This window comes from Bacillus sp. LQ16, from assembly GCF_057784645.1.
Genome location: NZ_CM173491.1, coordinates 653,183 through 674,202, shown reverse-complemented (window position 1 = coordinate 674,202; position 21,020 = coordinate 653,183). Strand labels below are relative to the sequence as shown.

General features: G+C 35.4%; 17 protein-coding genes. 6 read left to right on the top strand and 11 right to left on the bottom strand.

Features of this window, described 5'->3' with window-relative positions:
- Position 1: 1 nt before the first annotated feature.
- From treC to treR, 3 genes are all read right to left on the bottom strand, one after another.
- On the bottom strand, positions 2-1,663 hold the full coding sequence (gene treC / locus AC3EMB_RS03350; protein WP_088022953.1) for an alpha,alpha-phosphotrehalase: 1,662 nt from the start codon (positions 1,661-1,663) through the stop codon (positions 2-4).
- Between the two features lie 13 nt (positions 1,664-1,676).
- The gene (gene treP / locus AC3EMB_RS03345; RefSeq protein ID WP_000513942.1) at positions 1,677-3,104 is read right to left on the bottom strand and encodes a PTS system trehalose-specific EIIBC component; all 1,428 of its coding nucleotides are present in this window, start codon (positions 3,102-3,104) and stop codon (positions 1,677-1,679) included.
- A gap of 140 nt (positions 3,105-3,244) precedes the next feature.
- Positions 3,245-3,955, bottom strand: coding sequence for a trehalose operon repressor (treR, locus tag AC3EMB_RS03340; protein ID WP_053565260.1), 711 nt, complete (start codon positions 3,953-3,955; stop codon positions 3,245-3,247).
- A 449-nt stretch (positions 3,956-4,404) separates the two neighbouring features.
- On the opposite strand from treR, the gene AC3EMB_RS03335 reads away from it, so the two are divergent.
- Complete coding sequence (locus tag AC3EMB_RS03335) at positions 4,405-5,802, top strand: amino acid permease (RefSeq protein ID WP_000448446.1); 1,398 nt, start codon at positions 4,405-4,407, stop codon at positions 5,800-5,802.
- Between the two features lie 31 nt (positions 5,803-5,833).
- Here the strand turns inward: AC3EMB_RS03335 and AC3EMB_RS03330 are convergent, their stop codons facing one another.
- The gene (locus tag AC3EMB_RS03330) at positions 5,834-7,537 is read right to left on the bottom strand and encodes a putative bifunctional diguanylate cyclase/phosphodiesterase (RefSeq protein ID WP_064532017.1); all 1,704 of its coding nucleotides are present in this window, start codon (positions 7,535-7,537) and stop codon (positions 5,834-5,836) included.
- 480 nt (positions 7,538-8,017) lie between these two features.
- Complete coding sequence (locus tag AC3EMB_RS03325; RefSeq protein WP_001106379.1) at positions 8,018-8,371, bottom strand: hypothetical protein; 354 nt, start codon at positions 8,369-8,371, stop codon at positions 8,018-8,020.
- Positions 8,372-8,585: 214 nt separating this feature from the next.
- Here AC3EMB_RS03325 and AC3EMB_RS03320 point away from each other — a divergent pair, with 214 nt between their 5' ends.
- From AC3EMB_RS03320 to AC3EMB_RS03310, 3 genes are all read left to right on the top strand, one after another.
- Positions 8,586-10,115, top strand: coding sequence for a cardiolipin synthase (locus AC3EMB_RS03320; protein WP_023521037.1), 1,530 nt, complete (start codon positions 8,586-8,588; stop codon positions 10,113-10,115).
- A gap of 127 nt (positions 10,116-10,242) precedes the next feature.
- Positions 10,243-11,136: an ATP-binding protein gene (locus tag AC3EMB_RS03315; protein ID WP_075718949.1), complete on the top strand. Its 894-nt coding sequence runs from the start codon at positions 10,243-10,245 to the stop codon at positions 11,134-11,136.
- Between the two features lie 3 nt (positions 11,137-11,139).
- Positions 11,140-13,023, top strand: coding sequence for a vWA domain-containing protein (locus AC3EMB_RS03310; RefSeq protein WP_488517460.1), 1,884 nt, complete (start codon positions 11,140-11,142; stop codon positions 13,021-13,023).
- 37 nt (positions 13,024-13,060) lie between these two features.
- Here the strand turns inward: AC3EMB_RS03310 and AC3EMB_RS03305 are convergent, their stop codons facing one another.
- Genes AC3EMB_RS03305 through AC3EMB_RS03295 form a run of 3 tightly spaced genes read right to left on the bottom strand, consistent with a single transcriptional unit; the run spans position 13,061 to position 15,743 of the window.
- Complete coding sequence (locus AC3EMB_RS03305) at positions 13,061-13,483, bottom strand: NUDIX hydrolase (protein WP_095691423.1); 423 nt, start codon at positions 13,481-13,483, stop codon at positions 13,061-13,063.
- A 59-nt stretch (positions 13,484-13,542) separates the two neighbouring features.
- Positions 13,543-14,508, bottom strand: coding sequence for an L-threonine 3-dehydrogenase (locus AC3EMB_RS03300; protein ID WP_000723125.1), 966 nt, complete (start codon positions 14,506-14,508; stop codon positions 13,543-13,545).
- Between the two features lie 44 nt (positions 14,509-14,552).
- Positions 14,553-15,743, bottom strand: a complete 1,191-nt coding sequence (locus AC3EMB_RS03295) for a glycine C-acetyltransferase (protein WP_000095906.1) — start codon at positions 15,741-15,743, stop codon at positions 14,553-14,555.
- Positions 15,744-15,956: 213 nt separating this feature from the next.
- On the opposite strand from AC3EMB_RS03295, the gene AC3EMB_RS03290 reads away from it, so the two are divergent.
- Positions 15,957-16,688: a class I SAM-dependent DNA methyltransferase gene (locus AC3EMB_RS03290; RefSeq protein ID WP_000885974.1), complete on the top strand. Its 732-nt coding sequence runs from the start codon at positions 15,957-15,959 to the stop codon at positions 16,686-16,688.
- A gap of 28 nt (positions 16,689-16,716) precedes the next feature.
- Here the strand turns inward: AC3EMB_RS03290 and AC3EMB_RS03285 are convergent, their stop codons facing one another.
- The 3 genes from AC3EMB_RS03285 to AC3EMB_RS03275 are packed head-to-tail and all read right to left on the bottom strand — an operon-like array spanning position 16,717 to position 19,610.
- The gene (locus AC3EMB_RS03285; protein ID WP_488517459.1) at positions 16,717-17,538 is read right to left on the bottom strand and encodes an ABC transporter ATP-binding protein; all 822 of its coding nucleotides are present in this window, start codon (positions 17,536-17,538) and stop codon (positions 16,717-16,719) included.
- Between the two features lie 12 nt (positions 17,539-17,550).
- Complete coding sequence (locus AC3EMB_RS03280; protein WP_000760057.1) at positions 17,551-18,609, bottom strand: FecCD family ABC transporter permease; 1,059 nt, start codon at positions 18,607-18,609, stop codon at positions 17,551-17,553.
- On the bottom strand, positions 18,606-19,610 hold the full coding sequence (locus AC3EMB_RS03275) for a FecCD family ABC transporter permease (RefSeq protein WP_000925211.1): 1,005 nt from the start codon (positions 19,608-19,610) through the stop codon (positions 18,606-18,608). Before AC3EMB_RS03275 ends, AC3EMB_RS03280 begins: the two co-directional genes overlap by 4 nt.
- Before the next feature lie 172 nt (positions 19,611-19,782).
- Here AC3EMB_RS03275 and AC3EMB_RS03270 point away from each other — a divergent pair, with 172 nt between their 5' ends.
- Positions 19,783-20,751, top strand: coding sequence for an ABC transporter substrate-binding protein (locus AC3EMB_RS03270; RefSeq protein ID WP_488517458.1), 969 nt, complete (start codon positions 19,783-19,785; stop codon positions 20,749-20,751).
- Positions 20,752-21,020: the final 269 nt, after the last annotated feature.

Below are 21,020 nucleotides of genomic sequence, written 5' to 3'. Positions count from 1 at the left end.
TTTATTTCGTATATCGATACACAATTGATTCATATGGTCTTAAGTTAAGTTTTGCAATATCCTTGCTAGCATCTTTATAATTCGACAGTAGTACTTCTTGTTTCATTCCTTCTAATTGAACGTGCGCTGGTACAGAGTACGTTATTTCTTCTCCATAGAAGTTATTTATAACAAGTAGTACTTCACTTCCTGTAGTACGAGTATATGCCCAAATTTTAGGATCATTTTTATCCAAAATAGCATATTCTCCTTCTGTAATTACATCATATGTTTTTCTAAGTTGTATTAACTTTTTATAATGATAAAATACGGACTCTTTATCTTCTAATGCCTTCTCTACGTTTATTTCTTTAAAGTTTTCAGCCGCTGAAATCCAAGGTGTACTTGTTGTAAAACCACTGTTCATCTTTTCATTCCACTGCATTGGAGTGCGAGAGTTGTCACGAGATTTTTGCTTTAAAATCCCTACAATCTCTTCTTTTGATAGCCCTTCTTTTAGCTTTATATCGTATATATTTAACGATTCCACATCACGATATTGCTCGATGGACTCAAATTTAGGATTCGTCATACCGATTTCTTCCCCTTGATAAATATAAGGCGTTCCTTGCAGCATGTGCATGGCTGTCGCTAACATTTTTGCAGATTCGTTTCGGTACTTTCCATCATCACCAAAGCGTGACACGATGCGAGGCTGGTCATGATTACACCAAAATAACGCATTCCATCCTCCGCCTTTTTGCATTTCAATTTGCCAGTTAGACATAATCTCTTTTAATTTAATAAAATCAAACTCTGCTTTCGTCCATTTATCACCATTCGGATAATCTACTTTTAAATGATGGAAACTAAACGTCATGCTTAATTCATTACGCTCAGGATTAGAATATTTAATACAATTATCAATTGTCGTAGATGACATTTCTCCAACTGTAATTACATCTTTTCCTGCAAAAACATTTCGGTTCATCTCTTGTAAATATTCATGAACACGCGGACCATCTGTATAATACTTGCGTCCATCACTTGTCGCAGTACTACCTTCATCGTTTAAGAAGCATTGGTCTTTTGAAATTAAGTTAATGACATCTAATCGAAATCCTGTTACTCCTTTATCCAGCCAAAAACGCATCATATCATATACTTCTTCACGAAGTTTTTCATTTTCCCAATTTAAATCAGCTTGTGTTTCATCAAATAAATGTAAATAATATTGCTCCGTCTTCTCATCATATTTCCAAGCAGATCCACCAAACTTAGACTGCCAATTATTTTTTTCATCACGCCAAATATAGTAATTACGATATGGACTATTTTTATCTTCCTTCGCTTCTTTAAACCACTTATGTTCAGTCGAACTATGATTTACAACAATATCAAGCATAATCTCAATGTTACGTACTTTCGCTTCTGCTAAAAGTTCTTCAAACTCTTCCATCGTTCCGTAAGATGGATCAATGCTGTAGTAATCACTTACATCATATCCATTATCATTTTGTGGTGATTGGTATATCGGTGTTAACCATATATAATCCACTCCGAGTTCTTTTAAATAATCTAGTTTCTCTGTAACACCTTTTATATCCCCGGTTTCTCTATTGTAATAACTATTAAAGCTCTTCGGATAAATTTGATAGACTACACTTTTATGCCAATCCTTCATGTTTAACTTCCTCCTACTTCTGTTTGACTCTTTTTGCAAATAACCATGTTAAAGTAAATGGGATTACAACTGCAATAATCATTCCTACAATAAACATTGGAATCGATTTCGGAATGATAGAAATAAATGCTGGCAATCCGCCAATTCCGATAGCAGGTGCTAATACACCATTTAATGTAATGAATATCGCTGCCACAGCAGACCCTATAATCGCTGCATAGAACGGGAACTTATTTCGTAAATTCACACCAAACATCGCTGGTTCTGTAATACCGAAGTATGCTGAAATGGCTGATGTTGATGCCATACTTTTATCATTTTGATTTTTAGAAATCCAGAACATCGCAAGTGCCGCACTACCTTGCGCAATGTTAGAAAGAGCGATCATCGGCCAAATAAATGTACCGCCATGTTGTGCAATCAATTGTAAATCAATTGCAATAAACATATGATGCATACCTGTAATTACGAGCGGTGCATATAACGCTCCAAATAATACTGCTCCAACTACTGGTACTGTTTCATATACACCTACTAATCCTACTGTTAATAAATCTCCAATATGACGTGTAACCGGACCGATAATTCCTAATGCTAACACACCTGTCACAACGATTGTTGTAATTGGTACAACTAATAATTGAATTGCATTTGGTACATGTTTCTTTAAGAAAATTTCCACTTTACTTAATACAAATGCTGCTACTAAAACAGGTAAAATTTGTCCTTGATATCCTACCTTCTCAATTTGGAACAGTCCTAAAATGTTGAAGTACTCAATCTTTTGACCCTCTAAACCAGTCGCTGCTTTTCCATAGTCCCAAGCGTTTAATAAGGCCGGGTGCACAAGCATTAATCCCATAACAATCCCTAGTATTGGACTACCACCAAAACGCTTCGTTGCTGACCACCCGACAAGTGCTGGTAAGAATACGAATGCTGTATTGGCCATCATATTAATTAAATCCCAAAGCCCGCCTAAGTTCGGATAAACATCTAATAAATTTTTCCCATCAAAAAATAAGTCCTTTGCCCCTAATAAATTGTTAATACCCATTAGTAAACCAGCTGTTACGATCGCTGGTAATATCGGCATAAATACATCCGAAAATATTTTTACAAACTTTTGAGCTGGATTTAACTTCTGATTTCCAGAGTCTTTTACGTCAGCTACAGTCGATTCTTTCATACCTGCAAGCGTTATCAATTCAGCGTAAACACGATCTACATCCCCTGGACCAATTACAACTTGAAATATACCAGCGTTATGAAACGCTCCTTTCACTAATGAAACAGACTGTAATTTATCATTATCTATTTTACTTTCATCTTTTAAAGCGATACGGAGCCTCGTCACACAATGTGCAGCTTGTTCAATATTGTCTTTCCCACCAATATACTGCAACACTTCCTCTGCTGTTTTACGATAGTCTTTCCCCATATTCCCGTCCCTCTTTTCTTTTTTTGATACCGTTTACAATTACATATTAACTCGTATATATAAGTTAGTCAACACTCGTATATACGAGTTTGTGTTTTTTTTATAAAAAAAGAGATGAAACAATATTTTGTTCCACCTCTTTACTTCCTACGTGCCACATCCGAAAAGTGAAAAATATCTAAACGGTGGCGTGATTCTGTATATTCAAACTGACTTCCATCATACAAATGTGTAAAGTTTTTCACAACGACAACATAGTCTGTTCCATTTAAATCTAAATACTTTCTGTCATCCTCTGTACATGGCTGTACTTCAATTACCCTCTGCGAATAACTAATGTGTAGCCCAAGCTCTTTCTCGATGTATTTATAAATCGATGCTGTTGCAATTTCTTTCGTTAATCCTGGAATAAACTCAGATACAAAATGATTTATATCTAAAATTACTTTTTCTCCATCAATATTTCGTACACGTTTAATATGGTCAATCTCTGTTTTTTCTTTTACATTTAATAATTTCGCAATTTCTTTTGTGGCTTTTTCTTTGCCCATTTCCACAACTTCTGTAATACAATGACGTCCTAAACGTTCATTTTCTTCTTGGAAACTTACAATACCGCCAAAATTAAATTCAATATTCTTTCGCTTTAAAACAAAAACACCTTTTCCATGAATTTTTTGCACATATCCACGCTCTTGCAGTAAATCTACCGCTTTTCTTACCGTTCCTCGGCTTGCCTCATACTGCTTCATTAATTCTGTTTCTGATGGGATTTTGCATCCCTCTTTTAATTGTTTATTATCAATAGATTTACTGATTTCTGTATAAATTTGTTCATACTTACTCATCATCTACAATAGCCCCTTGTCACCTTCTAATTCTATATGTATTATAACATGCTTCACTCTTCTGCCAATCTCTCACTTATTTTCCAGTACAAGAAAAATATAGGTAAATATTTAATCTTTAAAACGTATTTTTATAAAAATTTTTATATTTTTCTTTTCATTCAAAAAAACATGTAGTATACTAACTTCAAAATCAGAGGAGAAAGGGAGCAAAGAACTATGCTTACTTATACAACAACTGTAGTTACATTTGCACAAAAACATCATCATCATACGTAACCCTTGAAACCTAGCGGAAAAATTACGCGTAGGTACAAGGGTTATTCCCGTTGTACCTACGTTAGGCAAAGAGCCATGTAGGTATTTTTTATCTACATGGCTCTTTTTTTATTGTCAAAAAGCTAGTAAAAAATGATGTTTAAGCAAAACTTACTACAAAGGAGTTAACAAAAATGGAAACGAAAAAATGGGGATTATGGGTTTTAACAGCATTTGTTATCGGGAATATGGTTGGCGGTGGCGTATTTATGCTTCCAGCAAATTTAGCACAAGTATCAGGGCCAATGGGTTCTACACTCGCATGGAGTATTACAGGCCTTGGCGTATTTATGATTGCACTTGTATTTGGAAATTTAGCGATTCGGAAACCAGAATTAAAAGCTGGACCACAAAGCTATGCTCAAGCGATGTTTCCTTCAAAAAAAGCTGGTAAAGTTGCAGGATATAGTATGGCATGGGGATATTGGGCTGCTAACTGGGCTGCAACAGCATCTGTTATTATTTCCTTTGCTGGATATTTATCAACATTCTTTCCAGTTTTACAAAGTAAGCAAATTCTTTTTTCAATAAATGGATTTTCACTGGAACTCGGAAAAGGGTTAACTTTCCTCGTATGTAGCCTTATGCTGTGGGGAATTCAATATATTCTTTCTCAAAATATTGATCGAGCTGGAAACATGAATCTACTTGCTACCATTGCAAAAATTATCGGATTTACAATGTTTATTGTAATTACATTATTCATTTTCAACGCCTCTAATTTCGGAGATGGTCAAACCTTTATGAATGAAGCTGGACAATCAATCTCATTAGGTGGACAAATCAATTCAGCTGCTATTGCAACACTCTGGGCATTTATCGGTATTGAATCAGCAGTTATGCTTTCTAATCGTGCAAAATCACAGCGCGATGTAAAAAAAGCTACGATTTTCGGATTAATTATCGCTCTTCTTATTTACATGTCAATTACTTTACTTACAATGGGAGCTCTTCCGCAAGATGCTTTAAAAGAGTCTCAAAAACCTTTAGTAGACGCATTAAATTTAGCAATTGGAAATAAAGGTGCATATATAATGGCTTTACTCGCTCTTATATCTTTATTTGGATCTACAGTTGGCTGGATTGTTGTTAGTTCAGAAGTACCTTACCAGGCAGCAAAGAATGGACTTTTCCCTAAGTTTTTCGGGAAAACAAATAAAAAAGGTAGTCCTTCAAAATCATTATTGATTACAAATGTAATGACGCAAATCTTCTTATTTTCAACGATTTCTGGTACTGTTTCAGAAGCGTATAGTTTCGCTATCGTCGTAGCAACATTAGCCTATTTAATTCCATACCTTGTTTCTACTCTGTACCAATTCAAACTGGTTATTACAGGAGAAACGTATGATATAATGCCTGGTTCTCGAATAAAGGACGGGATCATCACTACATTAGCATTTGTATACTCAATTTGGGTTATCAAAACAGGAACTGCTGACTTAAAAACGTTCTTCTTAGGAATTGGATTGTTCGTATTAGGTCTTATTCTTTATCCTGTACTAATGAAAGACTCACAAAAAACGGATTAAATAAAGAGAAGCTGCTGGCTTCTCTTTTTTATTAAAAATCTGTAATTAACTTTTCTTTTAGCTCTCCTACAGATAAAGGTTTCGCATAATAAAATCCCTGTACATAATCACAGCTCATTGATTGTAACAAACTCTCTTGCTCTACTGTTTCTACCCCTTCAGCAACTACTGCTAAATTTAAACTATGAGCAATTTCAATAACGGATTTTACAATCGTTCGTTCTGGTTGTGCGTGATCATAATGAAATTCACGAATAAAATTACGATCAATTTTTACAATATCCAGTGGTAGTTGTTTTAAATAATATAAGGAAGAATAGCCAGTTCCGAAATCATCCAAAGCAATTAAAACACCCATATTTCTTAATTCTTGTAATGTAGCAATAATATAATCAAAATGGCGAACTGCAATACTTTCCGTTATTTCTAATATTAAACGGTTCGGAGGAAAACCAGTCCTCTTTAAAATGCTACGTACAGACAAAATAAAACGTTTCTGCATTAATTGTTGTATAGATAAATTCACAGATAACTTTAGTCCTTCTTGGTAATTTGGCAATGTTTTAAACAATCGGCATGACTTTTCTAATACCCAGTCTCCTAGCTTTATAATAAGTCCAGACTCTTCAGCAACAGGGATAAATTCGCTTGGTGAAATAGGTCCGTCTTCTGTCATACAACGTACTAGAGCTTCTATACCAGAATATCTCTTCGTTTTCAAATCAATAATAGGCTGCAATGCTACATCTAACTCTTCATCACGAATTGCCTTTTGCAAAGCAAACTCAACTTTCATTCTACGATTTATTTTCGCGCGTAGCTCATCTGTAAAGAAACATGCAGCGTTTCTCCCCTGTTCTTTTGCACTATACATAGCTAAGTCAGAGTTTTTCAATAAAGTTTCCACATCTTGTCCGTCTTGTGGATAAGAACAAAGTCCTAGACTAGCTGAAATGTATACTTCATGGCCTTCAAGTATAAATGGTGCCTGGAAACATGACAACACAGATGTCGCTAACTGACTCATATCATCTTGTCTATGATTTTTTGTTAACAGCACAAATTCGTCGCCACCTAGCCTAGCCAGAACATCTTTCTCTCCTAGTACATAATGCAACCTTGAAGCAACTTCGCTTAAAAGTAAATCTCCTATCATATGACCTAACGTATCATTTACTAATTTAAAACGGTCCAAATCAAAGTAAATCATACCAAATTCTTTTTTATCTGCAATCAATTTATTAACGGTCGTTATTAATTGTAAACGGTTAGGCAAACTCGTTAAAGCATCGTGATAGGCAAGTTCCCTATAACGACTTTCACTTAGCCGTAATCTATGTTCCGCTTCTTTTCTACTACTAATATCATTTCGAATTGCGATAAACTGGTATGGCTCTCCTTTTTCATTTAAAAATGGAACAATTGTTGTTTTGACCCAATAATATGTACCATCTTTTGCTCGATTCCGAATCTCACCTGTCCATACTTTCCCATTCAAAATACGTTTCCATAAGTCTTGAAAAAAGGTTTTTGGATGATGTCCTGAATTTAAAATACGGTGATCTTTTCCAATTAATTCTTCTCTTTTGTATTTAGAGATTTCACAAAATTTATCATTTACATATGTAATAAGACCTTTTCGATCTGTAATTGCAACAATTGAAGACTCATCTAATGCTAACTTTAAATCTCGCAATGAAGAGTCATATAATGCATGACCTCTCTGTTCTAGCATGCGCATCTCTCCTTGCTTCTATCTGACTAAAACACAACCTGTTTCTCTTCATAGAAATAGAGATATTTCATTTTCTAATACTAGCCCATTACATAAATTATCTTTTTAAATAGACCGATTAAAATAACATAATATTATTTGTAATAAAAAGCAATATTATACCGTTCCAATTATAACTAGTAGCTTCTCATCTCCCTAATTATTTCGCGCCTTATTATACTGCAATCCCTTTAAGTGGCTCTATGCAAGCCTTGTTTCCAACTAATACCACTCACATCTGATCTCTTTGTTTTTAATAACGAAATAGAAATTAGAACATACTACATAACTATTCACGAATAATAATATAAAACTCTACATCAATGTATATGTTTTTGAATTACAATAACAAAATATTAACATATTTTCACCTTAATTTTGGAAGTATTTTATAAATAAATACCGTATTAAACTAAAAAAGAGGATAGCCTCTTTTTTAGTTTAATACGAATATGGTATTTGCTGATAACCTGGGTATGGCATTGGATACGTTACAGGGTATGGTGATGGATAAGCTACTGGATATGGAGCCGGATAATATCCTCCACTTGTTGCACCTGTTAATGCACCCGCTGTCAGTCCGCCTAATACTCCTCCTGCAAAGCTTCCAGGGAAAAATCCGCCTCCCCATGAACTACCACCACCCCAGCCCCATCCGCCTCCGTGATGATGATGGTGATCATAGTGATTGTGTCCTCCATGGTGATGATGTCCGCCGTTATGATTGTGCCCACCATGATTGTGTCCTCCATGATGATTCCGATAGTACAATCCATTATTTTCTATATAATTCATGTTTCTCCGCTCCTTTTCGATTTTTTCATTTTCATATGCGTTAAGAGTGAGATAAAAAATGGGATAGTACACTGTATGTAGGACAAATGCGGAAAGTATAGGTGAAATGTCTATATTTTGTAAAAAAAGCAAAACACCTTATAATAAAGATGTCATATTACATCTTCTATTTAAGAAGTCTATATTGAAAAAAGATTAGGGGAATTATATAGAAATGAAGAAGCCTATCGTTCAATTACTATTAATATTTACAATTGTATCTATCGTTCTGTTCCTATTAAATACATCGTATATCTCGTTATATACATTTGTCGGTGCTCTATGGTCCATCACAATCGTAGGAATTTCATTCGTTATTTTTATAGAAAATAGATCTCCACAAAGTACATTAGCATGGTTTTTAGTATTAGCACTTCTTCCTATTATAGGTGTGCTTTTATACGCTATTTTCGGACGCAGCCGCTGGAGAAGAAAAAAACATCTCCATCGTTCAGAAGAACAAAGAAAATTATTCCGTGAAATATTAGAAGGAAGAAGACTAGAGTTATTACTCACAGTCCCACTAAATGAACGTTCCTTACATTTAACAGAAGTCATACAAAAATTTGGAGGCGGTCCTGCCGCAGATAAAACAACTACAAAACTTTTAACAAACGGAGATCAAACATTTTCAGAAATTTTGCGAGCTATAGAGCAGGCAAAACATCATATACATATTCAATACTACATTTATAAATCTGATGAAATTGGTACAAAAGTTCGAGATGCTTTAATACAAAAAGCAAAAGATGGTGTTATTGTACGCTTCCTTTATGATGGCCTTGGAAGTAATACGTTAAGAAGACGATTTTTACAACCTATGAAAGAAGCTGGGATTGAAATTGTAGAATTTGACCCTATTTTTTCAGCTTGGTTACTTGAAACTGTCAATTATCGTAACCATCGAAAAATTGTTATTGTAGATGGAGAAATTGGTTTTACCGGAGGACTCAATGTCGGTGATGAATATCTTGGCCGTTCAAAGAAATTTCCTGTTTGGCGTGATAGTCATTTAAAAATAGAAGGAAAAGCATTATATAAATTACAAGCAATCTTTCTAGAAGACTGGCTCTATGCCTCTAGTGGTTTAAATACTTATTCCTGGGATCAATTCATGAATAGACAATACTTCCCAGGTAAAGAGATTTCAAATGCAGAAGGTGCTGTTCAAATCGTAGCCAGCGGACCAAGCTCCGATGATAAAAGTATTCGTAATACATTATTAGCTGTTATGGGCTCTGCAAAAAAATCAATTTGGATTGCTACACCCTACTTTATTCCAGATCAAGAAACTTTAACATTATTACGCTTAAGTGCAATTGCCGGAATAGATGTACGGATTTTATATCCAGGTAAAAGTGATAGCATCATTAGTGATCAAGCATCTCAATCCTATTTCACTCCGCTTTTAAAAGCTGGTGCTTCTATTTACAGTTATAAAGATGGTTTTATGCATGCAAAAATTGTACTCGTTGATGATACAATTGCAACTATTGGAACAGCAAACATGGATGTACGTAGCTTTGAATTGAATTACGAAATTATTAGCGTACTTTATGAATCAAAAACAGTTCACGATATTAAACGTGATTTTGAAGAAGACTTTAAACATTCAACTGAAATTAAATGGAACTCTTTCCAAAAAAGAAGTATAAAAAAACGCATATTGGAGTCTTTCATGAGGCTCATTTCTCCTTTACTGTAAGCAATCAACTTCATCTTGATTGCTTTTTCTTTTCCCTTTATCCTCCTTCCTTTTCTTTGCATACCATATTAAAACAAGTTATCATAAGATGTATTACTTTATGAAAATAATGTTAGGTGGGAAATACATGTTAGAACAATTTCATATACATTCTGATTTAAAACAACAGCTTTCTACGATTCATGAAAAGAATAAACAACAAGCTGGTGAAAATGCACATTTAATCGGAACGAAAATATATAAAGCGTCTGATAATAGCATTATTGAAGATGCGATTACAGCACTTCTTCTTGGCAAGAACATTCTATTAAAAGGACCGACTGGTAGTGGTAAAACAGTACTAGCGGAAACTCTTTCTTCTTTATTCCAAAAACCAATGCATAGCATTAACTGCTCTGTCGACTTAGATGTAGAAGGTATTTTAGGATACAACACACTACAAACGAAAGATGGTGCATCTGAAGTTTCATTCGTTAACGGTCCTCTTATGAAAGCAATGAAGAACGGTCACTTCCTATATATTGACGAAATCAATATGGCAAAACCTGAAACTTTACCGCTACTTCACGGCGCATTAGATTACCGTAAAATGATCACAAACCCATTTACACAAGAGGTTGTATACGGGGATGACGAATACCGTGTAATTGCTGCGATTAACGAAGGTTACGTTGGAACAAGTGAACTAAATGAAGCATTAAAAAACCGTTTCGTTATTATTGAAGTTCCTTACATTCAAGGTGACACATTAAAAGAACTATTATTAGCAGAATCAAAATTAAATGATGTTGCAACAATTGAAAAGTTTGTTGCATTTGCAAGCGACCTTATGCCTTTAGCTCGCGATGGACGTGTAAGTGAAGAAGCAGCAAGTATTCGTGGTATTATCGACGCATGTGATTTAGGTGTATATATTCCTGTTATGCGAGCGATTGAACGAAGCATAATTGCAAAACTTAATGATGAAACAGAACAAATGACTGTCCGTGAATTAGCAGAAAGTTATTTCTTTGAGGGATAATTTATGAGACAAATTTTTAGTGACAAAAAAATTGATGCGTCGCTGTTTCTACAAATGGAAAATTTAATGTATGCCCTTCTAAAAGAAGACGATGCCTATCTTGAATATGGCTATAAAGCATACTACGACGAAATTGAAAAGAAAGTTGTCATTAGTCACTTTTGGGATGATCGAAAAGAAGAAGATACAGTAATCGGATTAAAAAGCGAAGTGTTCTTAAAAGCACTTGGTAATAAACATTACTCGGACATGACTTTAATTCGTTCGTATGCGATTGAATTGCAAGAATCGCCCCTAAAAAAGTTTTTAACACAATTATTTGTTCTATTAGAAGATTTACGCGTTGAGGAAATCGTAAAGAACTTACGTCCTGGCACGAAGCATGTTTTTAAACGCCGAAAAGAAATGTACCGCAACTATTTCGGCTCTCAAAATGAAATAAACCGCGTTCGTAATTATCACGGTGATCGTCTATTTTGCCTATGCTATCTTTCATTAACGAGCGATAAATATGAAATGTTTAATAATGAATATTTTGAGCAAATTGAAGCGATTTTACATGAAACATTCCAAGCACGTAATACAGAAGATATTATGTATATCGTTGAGAAAATTCGCTATCGCTTAGAGGCGCTTCTTGAAAGTGATATGCTTAACAACTATTTCGGACATGCTCCACTTTACTTATCTGTCCTTGCAGACGAAAAGAACTGTCGCGTCGAAGATTTAGCAAATGATGATACGCAGCTTATAGACGACGATGAAAATAAAAACAAAATGGATGAAAGTTTCTCCACATGGCATCGTGAAAATAAAAATAACGAAAACGAGAACTTTTTACGCTTTGAATTAGAAAGCGGAACAAAAACAAACATGATGGGCGATACTGCTCGTGAATCAGAAGATGGCGACCAAGCACTTGGTTCTGTACAAGGTACTTCTCAAAAAAGTACACAATCCAACTTTGATGGCGCTGATACAGAAGAAGCAAGGGCTTCACACGCTTCTAGCCATCCCGACGGTGCATACGGTAAGTATAATGTAGGTGCTTCTCATACATTTAAAGAAGCTCGCAAAGCAAATATCGATGAGAAAAAAGATTACCAAGCTATCAAATCATTCGTCAATAAAGATGTAAAAGAATTAAAGAAAATTATCGAAAAAACGATTGAAAATAAAACGAATGCGAATAGTGATAAATATTACGGAAGACTTCGTAAGAAATTCCTTCGTATTTATACCGAAAAACAACCGCGTATGTTTTATAAAAAAGGACAAGAGTCACAAGAACTCGATGTTGCATTCCAACTGTTAGTTGACTGTTCTGGTTCTATGTATAACAAAATGGAAGAAACGAAGAAGAGTGTTGTACTATTCCATGAAGCTTTAAAATCTTTAAAAATCCCGCACGCTATTAGCGGATTTTGGGAAGATGCCTCTAGCGCTATACCTGAAGATAAGCCGAACGTTATCCATGAAGTTGTAAATTATAAAAACTCAACGTTACCAAACGTTGGTCCAGAAATTATGCAACTTCGTGAAGAAGAAGATAACCGCGACGGATATATTATTCGTATCGTTTCTGAAAAGCTTGCCAAAAGACCTGAGAAACATAAATTCTTACTAGTCTTCACAGACGGTGAGCCTTCTGCGCTAGACTATCAACAAGACGGAATTTTAGATACGCATGAAGCTGTTAAACTCGCGCGTAAAAGTGGTATGGAAGTAATCGGTATCTTCATCGAAGAAGGCGAAGCGAAAGAAGCAACTTATCAATTGATGAAAAACATTTATAACCATCACTTCTTAGTTGCAAATCACGCTGAAGATTTACGTCTAAAGATTAAACCACTATTGAAAAAATTATTACTGAAGACGATTGAATAGAAAATAGGAGCCTTGTGGCTCCTGTTTTTTCGTTCAATTACTTTGTTTCTGGTTGAAACTTGTATGGAATGGCTACTTCTAACAAAGATTCAAATCCTCCGTCATAGTATGAGAAGCGCTCATTCGCAATTGTTCGATCCACCCACTCTATTGCAGAAATTTCACCTTCATCTTCCGCAATAAGTTCACCTTTTACTACATTCACTCGGAATGTAAAAAATAGCGCATGATTCCCTGATTCTTCAAAGAATTTTTCATTAATCGCAACAAGTCCAGCTAACGCAGCAGTTAAACCTGTCTCTTCTTTCACTTCTCTTATTAGTGCTTCCTCTAATATTTCACCTTTTTCCACAGCCCCGCCTGGCAATGACCAAACGTTTTGTTCTACATTATGTACCATTAATATTTTATCTGTTTCTTCGTCATGTATTAGTGCATATACGACATCAACTCTCTGCATAAGGCTTCTCTCCCTCCAAAAATGATGAAGAGTCGATTCCTAAGAATCGACTCTTCCTATTAATTCATCACTAACTCAGCTGTGAGCTTTTTTTTTAACTTAGCCAGCATGTCAGTTGTCATTTTATCTAAATCGTATTCTGCTTTGAAGCCCCACTCTTTCATTGCTGCTGTTGCATCAATAGAGTTTGGCCAGCTATCAGCGATTGTTTGACGAGCTGGATCTACTGCATAATCCATTGTAAACGTCGGAATGTGTTTACGAATTGACGCTGCAATTTGCTCTGGCTCGAAGCTCATTGCTGTAATGTTAAATGCATTTCTATGCACTAGCTTACTTGGATCAGCTTCCATTAATGAAATGATCGCTTGTAAAGCATCAGGCATATACATCATGTCCATGTACGTTCCTTCAGCAATGTATGAGGTGTATGCACCTTTTTTAATCGCCTCATAATAAATTTCAACTGCATAATCAGTTGTTCCGCCTCCTGGAGGAGCTACGTAAGAAATTAAACCTGGGAAACGGACACCGCGCGTATCTACGCCAAATTTTTGATGATAATAATCACATAGTAATTCTCCTGCTACTTTGTTTACCCCATACATCGTAGTAGGACGCTGAATTGTATCTTGCGGTGTATTATCTTTTGGCGTCGATGGACCGAATGCACCGATAGAACTTGGCGTGAAGAACTTACAGTTTAATTCACGAGCTGCTTCTAGAGCATTTACAAGTCCACCCATATTTAAATTCCATGCAAATAACGGATTTTTTTCTGCTGTTGCTGAAAGTAAAGCTGCTAAATGAATAATTGTATCTACTTCATTACGCTTTGCGATATCATGTAGTTTTTGTCCATCTGTTACATCTAACGTTTCAAATGGACCAGACGTTACTACTTCACTGTCTGTTTCACGAATATCTGTTGCAATAACATTTGATGCGCCGTATACATCACGAAGTTTCATTACTAGTTCAGAACCAATTTGCCCTAAAGAACCGGTTACTAGAATTTTTTTCATTTTCCCCACTCCTCATTTGCAAGCTATTCAAAAGATGTCGTTACTTAAATGATGCCCATTTCTTTCCCTACTTTTTCATACTTACGAATTGCTTCATCTAACATTTCTTTCGTATGAGCTGCTGTAGGCATATTACGAACACGACCTGTTCCTTTTGCTACAGTTGGGAACACGATAGATTTTGCGTATACGCCTTCTTCATTTAGACGTTTACTAAATTCTTGTGTTAATACTTCGTCCCCAATAATACAAGGTGTAATTGGCGTTTCACTTTCCCCAATGTTAAAGCCAAGTTCTTTTAACCCTTGTTTTAAATAGCGACCATTTTCCCATAGACGATCATGTAACTCTGTGCTTTCCATTAAGATTTCAATTGATCTCATGCAAGCTGCCGCATCAGCTGGTGTTAATGCTGTAGAGAATAAGAATGGACGTGAACGAACTTTTAACCAGTCAATTAAGTTTTGTTTCCCTGCTACATATCCACCAATTACCCCAATTGCTTTTGATAATGTACCAATTTGGAAATCAACTTTATCAGAAAGACCGAAGTGCTTTACAGTTCCTGCACCTTTTCCAAGTACACCTGAACCGTGTGCATCATCTACGTATGTCATTAAATCTAACTCTTCTGCAATCTCAACAATTTCTGGTAGTTTTGCAACATCTCCATCCATTGAGAAAACACCGTCTGTAATTACCATTAATTTATTATAAAGACCTGATTCTTTCGCCGCGATTGCTTTTTGGCGTAAATCTTCCATATCAGAATGTTTATAAACAATAATTTTTGCTTTTGATAGACGACTACCGTCAATAATAGATGCATGATTTAATTCGTCTGAAAGAATCGCATCATTTTTATCCATAACAGCTGAAATCGCTGCCATATTACAGTTAAATCCTGATTGATAAGCAATCGCTGCTTCTGTATGTTTAAACTTTGCAATTGTTTCTTCTAACTTAATATGCAAATCTAAAGTACCGTTAATTGTACGAACAGCCCCTGCTCCAACACCGTACTTATGAATAGCACCAATTGCTGCTTCTTGCAAACGGCTATCTGTTGCTAATCCAAGATAGTTGTTTGAAGATAAGTTAATATATTCTTTTCCGCCAATTGTAATGATTGGTCCATTCGAACTCTCAAGCGGATCAATTACGTTATAAAGCCCCTTTGATTTTAAATCCTCTAAATTTTCTTCTAAAAATTTCGCAAGTGTTTTACTAGACATTGTGAAGCCTCCCATCGTTCATGTAAGCGGATTATTGTCTTAATAGTTCTAATAATCCCTCTACTAGCTTAACACGTTTTCAGAATTTATTATAGAAAAATAGTTTAAAGTAACCGCTTACAATTCTAGATTATATATGATTCATTACAATAAATCTATCATTTACTTTTCATATTTGATAGAATTAAAAAAATATTTAGGGAGGCTTCAAACATGGCATTTACAGAATCTGATGTATACAATAACACAGCATTTTTCGAACAATATATGAAACGAAGATACCGAGAAAATAGCCCAAATGAATCCATTGAAAAACCAGTATTCTTTCAGCTCATTGGTCATGTGCAAGGAAAACAAATTCTCGATTTAGGCTGTGGTGATGCTAAGTTTGGTGCGGAATTATTAGAGAAGGGATGCTACTCTTACACCGGCATTGAAGGCTCCGAGCTTATGTATGGAAAAGCTAAAAAACAACTAGAAAATAAAAATGGATCTGTTCATTTTTTAAACCTCAAAGATTATACCTATCCCTCTTCCACTTTTGATTTAGTAACCTCTAGACTTGCCTTACATTATATTGAACATCTTGATATCATTTTTCAAAATGTGTTTCAAACTTTAAAAACAAATGGCACCTTTACCTTTAGTGTTCAACATCCCGTTATTACTTCTTCATTTGAAAGCTTACAAACAAGTGGTAAAAGAACGAGTTGGCTCGTCGATGATTATTTTAAACTAGGCAAACGGGTTGAACCATGGATTGACCAAGAAGTTATTAAATATCATCGTACAACGGAAGAGTATTTCACATTATTACAGCAAGCCGGATTTACCATTACATCATTAAAAGAAGCTACACCAAATCCAACCTATTTTCAAGATGAAGAAGAGTATAAACGTCGCTTACGTATTCCTCTCTTCCTGTTATTTTCTTGTACCAAATAAAAAAAACGATGACTCACTCATCGTTTTTTTATCTCATTGCCTGAGCAACTTCTTTAATTACACGTCTTCCTCTTCCGTGAGGGATACAAAGCGGTGTTCCAAACAACGGATCCGTACTAATTTGACACTCCATTCGGAATACATCACGTACTAGTTTCTCATCTACCACTTCTTCAGGTTTACCTTGTGCATATATTTGTTTATCTTGAATTGCTACAATGTTATCTGCATAGCGGCATGCTAAATTCAGATCATGTAATACCATAACAATTGTTCTTTGTTCTGTTTCATTTAATTCGAATAATAAATCTAGCACTTCAATTTGGTGAGTCATATCTAAGTATGTAGTTGGCTCATCCAGTAAAATGATATCTGTATCTTGTGCAAGTGTCATTGCGATCCAAGCACGTTGACGCTGCCCACCTGAAAGAGCATGCACATCACGCTCAGCAAATTCTGTCATACCTGTTGCTGCAAGTGCCTTCTGTACCATTTCCTCGTCTTTTTCTGACCATTGCTTCAGCCATGTTTGATATGGATAACGCCCTTGCTTTACAAGTTGTAATACTGTAAGTCCTTCTGGTGCTTGTGGCCCTTGCGGTAAAATCGCCATTTGACGAGCAATTTGCTTCGTTTGCATACTTTGAATTGCTTGATTATCTAACAAAATATCACCATTTGTTGGCTTTAATAATCTGGCTAGTGAACGTAATAAAGTTGATTTCCCGCAACCGTTAGAACCAATAAAAATTGTAATTTCTCCTTTTGGAATTTCTAAGTTCAGCTCATCAATAATAATTGTTTCACCATAAGACAACGTCAAGCGTTTCGTCTCCAATGCTTTTTGCATATTCATCTCCCTTTATGAATTCCGACTTTTATAAAGTAAATAAATGAAATAAGGTGCACCAATTGCTGATGTAAATACCCCTGCTGGAATTTCAAGTGGTGTGAAAATTGTACGCCCTATTAAATCTGCAGCAAGTACTAGAATTGCACCGACAATAGCTGCAACTGGGAGTAATGCACCGTATAAAGAACCAACTAATCTTCGTGAAATATGAGGTGCCATTAAACCGACAAATCCAATCCCTCCGGCAAAAGCTACCGCACCACCAATTAAAGCTGTACTAAGTAATAACATAAATACACGCGACTTCGTTAAAGGAACCCCAAGTCCTACCGCTATATCATCCCCTAGCTCTTGTGCATTTAAATGCCTAGCTGCGATAAATGATATTACTGTTAAAATGAGAACCCAAGGCGCAAGTACCATAACATTTTGCCAAGAAGAGCCGTAAACGGTACCCGTAATCCATACATTCGCTTGGCTCGCTTGATAAATTGGTGCTAGCAACATAAATAACGTTGTCGCCGCCTTCGTTAATGCCCAAAATCCAACACCAATTAAAACGAGACTAATTGGTGATAATCCATCATTTTTCCATGCAAATAAGTATACAAAAACCGCTACAATCGTTGCTCCTGCAAAAGCTGCGAGCGGCATATAATGAATACTTACCGTTAGTGCATTATTTTTATCACTAAATAGCGCTAAAAATAATACAACTGCGACACTTGCCCCGCCCGTAATCCCGATGATATCAGGAGAAGCAAGTGGATTTCGAACGAGCCCTTGTAAAATACAGCCCGCTACCGCAAGCGCAATTCCTACGAGGATAGCAATTAAAATACGCGGCATACGAAACTTATTTACAACCATATTTGACATTGCATCGCCATTTCCGGTAATTGCTTGCCATACGTCATAAGGAGCAATTTTCATGTCTCCCATACCTGCGCTCGCAAAGAATAATCCTATTAAAACAACTAGTAAACTTAACAAGACGAGACAAGCTCGTTTATACATTAAAAACGAGAGCTCGCCTTTTCCTATACGAAACGGAATATATTTCTTCATTTGCTAAGCCCTCTCTTACGTGCAATATAAATAAAGAACGGTGCTCCAATAAATGCTGTCATAACTCCTACTGGTACTTCTTGTGGCATAATGACATATCTTGCTGCTATATCAGCCAATATTAGTAGTATTGCACCTAACAATCCGCTATAGGGCACTCTCCATCTGTGGTCAACTCCAACAAGAAATCTAGCAAAGTGCGGAGTAATAATTCCAATAAATCCAATTGGGCCAGCAACTGCAACTGAACCACCAGACAACAGTACAATAATAAGTAACACGAATGATTTCATTAAAATTGTTCGTTGTCCAAGTCCTTTCGCCACGTCTTCTCCCATCATCAATGTATTTACTTTCCCTGCCATCATAAGAGACGCAATCCATCCTATTAATAAATATGGGAATACAGATTGTAAAATTTCTAACTTTCTCCCTTGCACAGATCCGGCAAGCCAAAATAATACCTCTTCAAGTGCTTTTTCATTTAACACAAGTAATCCTTGTGTTAATGATGAAAATAACGCACTAATTGCGACCCCTGCTAACGTTAACTTCAGAGGAGTAGTCCCTTCTTTTCCTAAAGAACTAGAAGCAAATACAAGTACAGCGGCAACCGCCGCTCCTAAAAAGGCAATCCATGTGAAAGCTGATAATGATGTTACTGAAAAGATTACAATTGCTACAACTATGAAGAACGCAGCACCTGAATTTAATCCAATAAAATCTGGAGAAGCAAGTGGATTCTTAGTTAAAGTTTGCATAAGACAACCCGCGATGGCTAAACTAGCACCAACACTTGCTGCTATAAGTGCCCTTGGAAGGCGCACATTTTGAATAATAATATGTTCATTAGAACCATTAAAATGGAAAAAAGCATCTAGCGCTAATTTCCAGCTCGTATTTGTATATCCGAAAATAATACTTCCCCAAATACAAATAACGACTGCAATGATTCCAACAAATAATCCAATCCATTTTGCTTGATTTGTTTTTAATAACATGCAGCGTTTCCCCTTCAATGTATAATGATACGTTGTAAGTGTATTTCAACTTAATTCTTATTGTCAACGGAAATGAGAATTATTTTCAACCATATGTATTGACAATCAAAAGATAAAGGCTTAATATCATGCTTGCTATTGAAAAATATTCTCAACATGTAGGGGGTACATAATGAATTTCATGCGGAAGAAATCGTTTACAGTATTTGTATTTTTACTAGCATTTTCAATGCTTTTAAGCGCTTGTGGAAAATCAAATAACAAAGAAGAATCTACAAAAGAAGATAATAAAAAAGAAGTGGTTACTGTAGAACATGCAATGGGTAAAACAGAAGTTCCTGCTAATCCAAAACGTGTAGTTATCTTAACAAATGAAGGAACTGAAGCTTTACTTGAATTAGGTGTGAAACCAGTTGGTGCTGTAAAGTCTTGGACTGGTGACCCATGGTATCCACATATTAAGGATAAAATGAAAGATGTAAAAGTTGTTGGTGATGAAGGACAAGTTAACGTTGAAACAATTGCTTCTTTAAAACCAGACTTAATTATCGGTAACAAAATGCGCCACGAAAAAGTGTACGAACAACTAAAAGCAATTGCACCTACTGTATTCTCTGAAACATTACGTGGTGAATGGAAAGATAACTTCAAATTTTATGCAAAAGCATTAAATAAAGAAAAAGAAGGTCAAAAAGTTATATCTGATTACGAATCACGTATGAAAGATTTAAAAGGCAAACTTGGCGATAAAGTAAATCAAGAAATCTCTATGGTTCGTTTCATGCCTGGTGATGTTCGTATTTATCATGGTGATACATTCTCTGGTGTTATTTTAAAAGAGCTTGGATTTAAACGCCCTGGCGATCAAAATAAAGACGACTTTGCAGAGCGTAACGTATCTAAAGAACGTATTTCTGCAATGGATGGCGACGTATTATTCTACTTCACATTCGATAAAGGAAATGAGAAAAAAGGCTCTGAATTAGAAAAAGAATACATAAACGATCCTCTATTTAAAAATTTAAATGCCGTAAAAAATGGTAAAGCATACAAAGTCGACGATGTTATTTGGAATACAGCTGGCGGTGTAATGGCTGCTAACCTATTACTAGATGATATCGAAAAACGCTTTGTTAAATAATTTTATTCTAACCAGCTCTCTCTTTGATGGAGCTGGTTTTTTCATTTCACTGAAGTGTCACATTATTTCATTTTGTATTTTTATTCCCAATATGTTATATTATAAAAGTAAATAGAATATATTTTCTTTATATCAGAATAGATTTTTTAATCTAAATTTTCTGATTAATCACTATTTTATTTTCTTTTAGAATTCAATTATTACATTTGAAAACGCTTATCATCTCGTTTTCAGGGCAAAATACAGTAACGGTTGAAGAAAAATAGAAC

Bases quoted from the DNA above. Each gene is read 5' to 3' on its own strand.
- treC (WP_088022953.1), bottom strand. From the start codon at position 1,663: ATGAAGGATTGGCATAAAAGTGTAGTCTATCAAATTTATCCGAAGAGC.
- treP (WP_000513942.1), bottom strand. From the start codon at position 3,104: ATGGGGAAAGACTATCGTAAAACAGCAGAGGAAGTGTTGCAGTATATT.
- treR (WP_053565260.1), bottom strand. From the start codon at position 3,955: ATGATGAGTAAGTATGAACAAATTTATACAGAAATCAGTAAATCTATT.
- AC3EMB_RS03335 (WP_000448446.1), top strand. From the start codon at position 4,405: ATGGAAACGAAAAAATGGGGATTATGGGTTTTAACAGCATTTGTTATC.
- AC3EMB_RS03330 (WP_064532017.1), bottom strand. From the start codon at position 7,537: ATGCTAGAACAGAGAGGTCATGCATTATATGACTCTTCATTGCGAGAT.
- AC3EMB_RS03325 (WP_001106379.1), bottom strand. From the start codon at position 8,371: ATGAATTATATAGAAAATAATGGATTGTACTATCGGAATCATCATGGA.
- AC3EMB_RS03320 (WP_023521037.1), top strand. From the start codon at position 8,586: ATGAAGAAGCCTATCGTTCAATTACTATTAATATTTACAATTGTATCT.
- AC3EMB_RS03315 (WP_075718949.1), top strand. From the start codon at position 10,243: ATGTTAGAACAATTTCATATACATTCTGATTTAAAACAACAGCTTTCT.
- AC3EMB_RS03310 (WP_488517460.1), top strand. From the start codon at position 11,140: ATGAGACAAATTTTTAGTGACAAAAAAATTGATGCGTCGCTGTTTCTA.
- AC3EMB_RS03305 (WP_095691423.1), bottom strand. From the start codon at position 13,483: ATGCAGAGAGTTGATGTCGTATATGCACTAATACATGACGAAGAAACA.
- AC3EMB_RS03300 (WP_000723125.1), bottom strand. From the start codon at position 14,508: ATGAAAAAAATTCTAGTAACCGGTTCTTTAGGGCAAATTGGTTCTGAA.
- AC3EMB_RS03295 (WP_000095906.1), bottom strand. From the start codon at position 15,743: ATGTCTAGTAAAACACTTGCGAAATTTTTAGAAGAAAATTTAGAGGAT.
- AC3EMB_RS03290 (WP_000885974.1), top strand. From the start codon at position 15,957: ATGGCATTTACAGAATCTGATGTATACAATAACACAGCATTTTTCGAA.
- AC3EMB_RS03285 (WP_488517459.1), bottom strand. From the start codon at position 17,538: ATGCAAAAAGCATTGGAGACGAAACGCTTGACGTTGTCTTATGGTGAA.
- AC3EMB_RS03280 (WP_000760057.1), bottom strand. From the start codon at position 18,609: ATGAAGAAATATATTCCGTTTCGTATAGGAAAAGGCGAGCTCTCGTTT.
- AC3EMB_RS03275 (WP_000925211.1), bottom strand. From the start codon at position 19,610: ATGTTATTAAAAACAAATCAAGCAAAATGGATTGGATTATTTGTTGGA.
- AC3EMB_RS03270 (WP_488517458.1), top strand. From the start codon at position 19,783: ATGAATTTCATGCGGAAGAAATCGTTTACAGTATTTGTATTTTTACTA.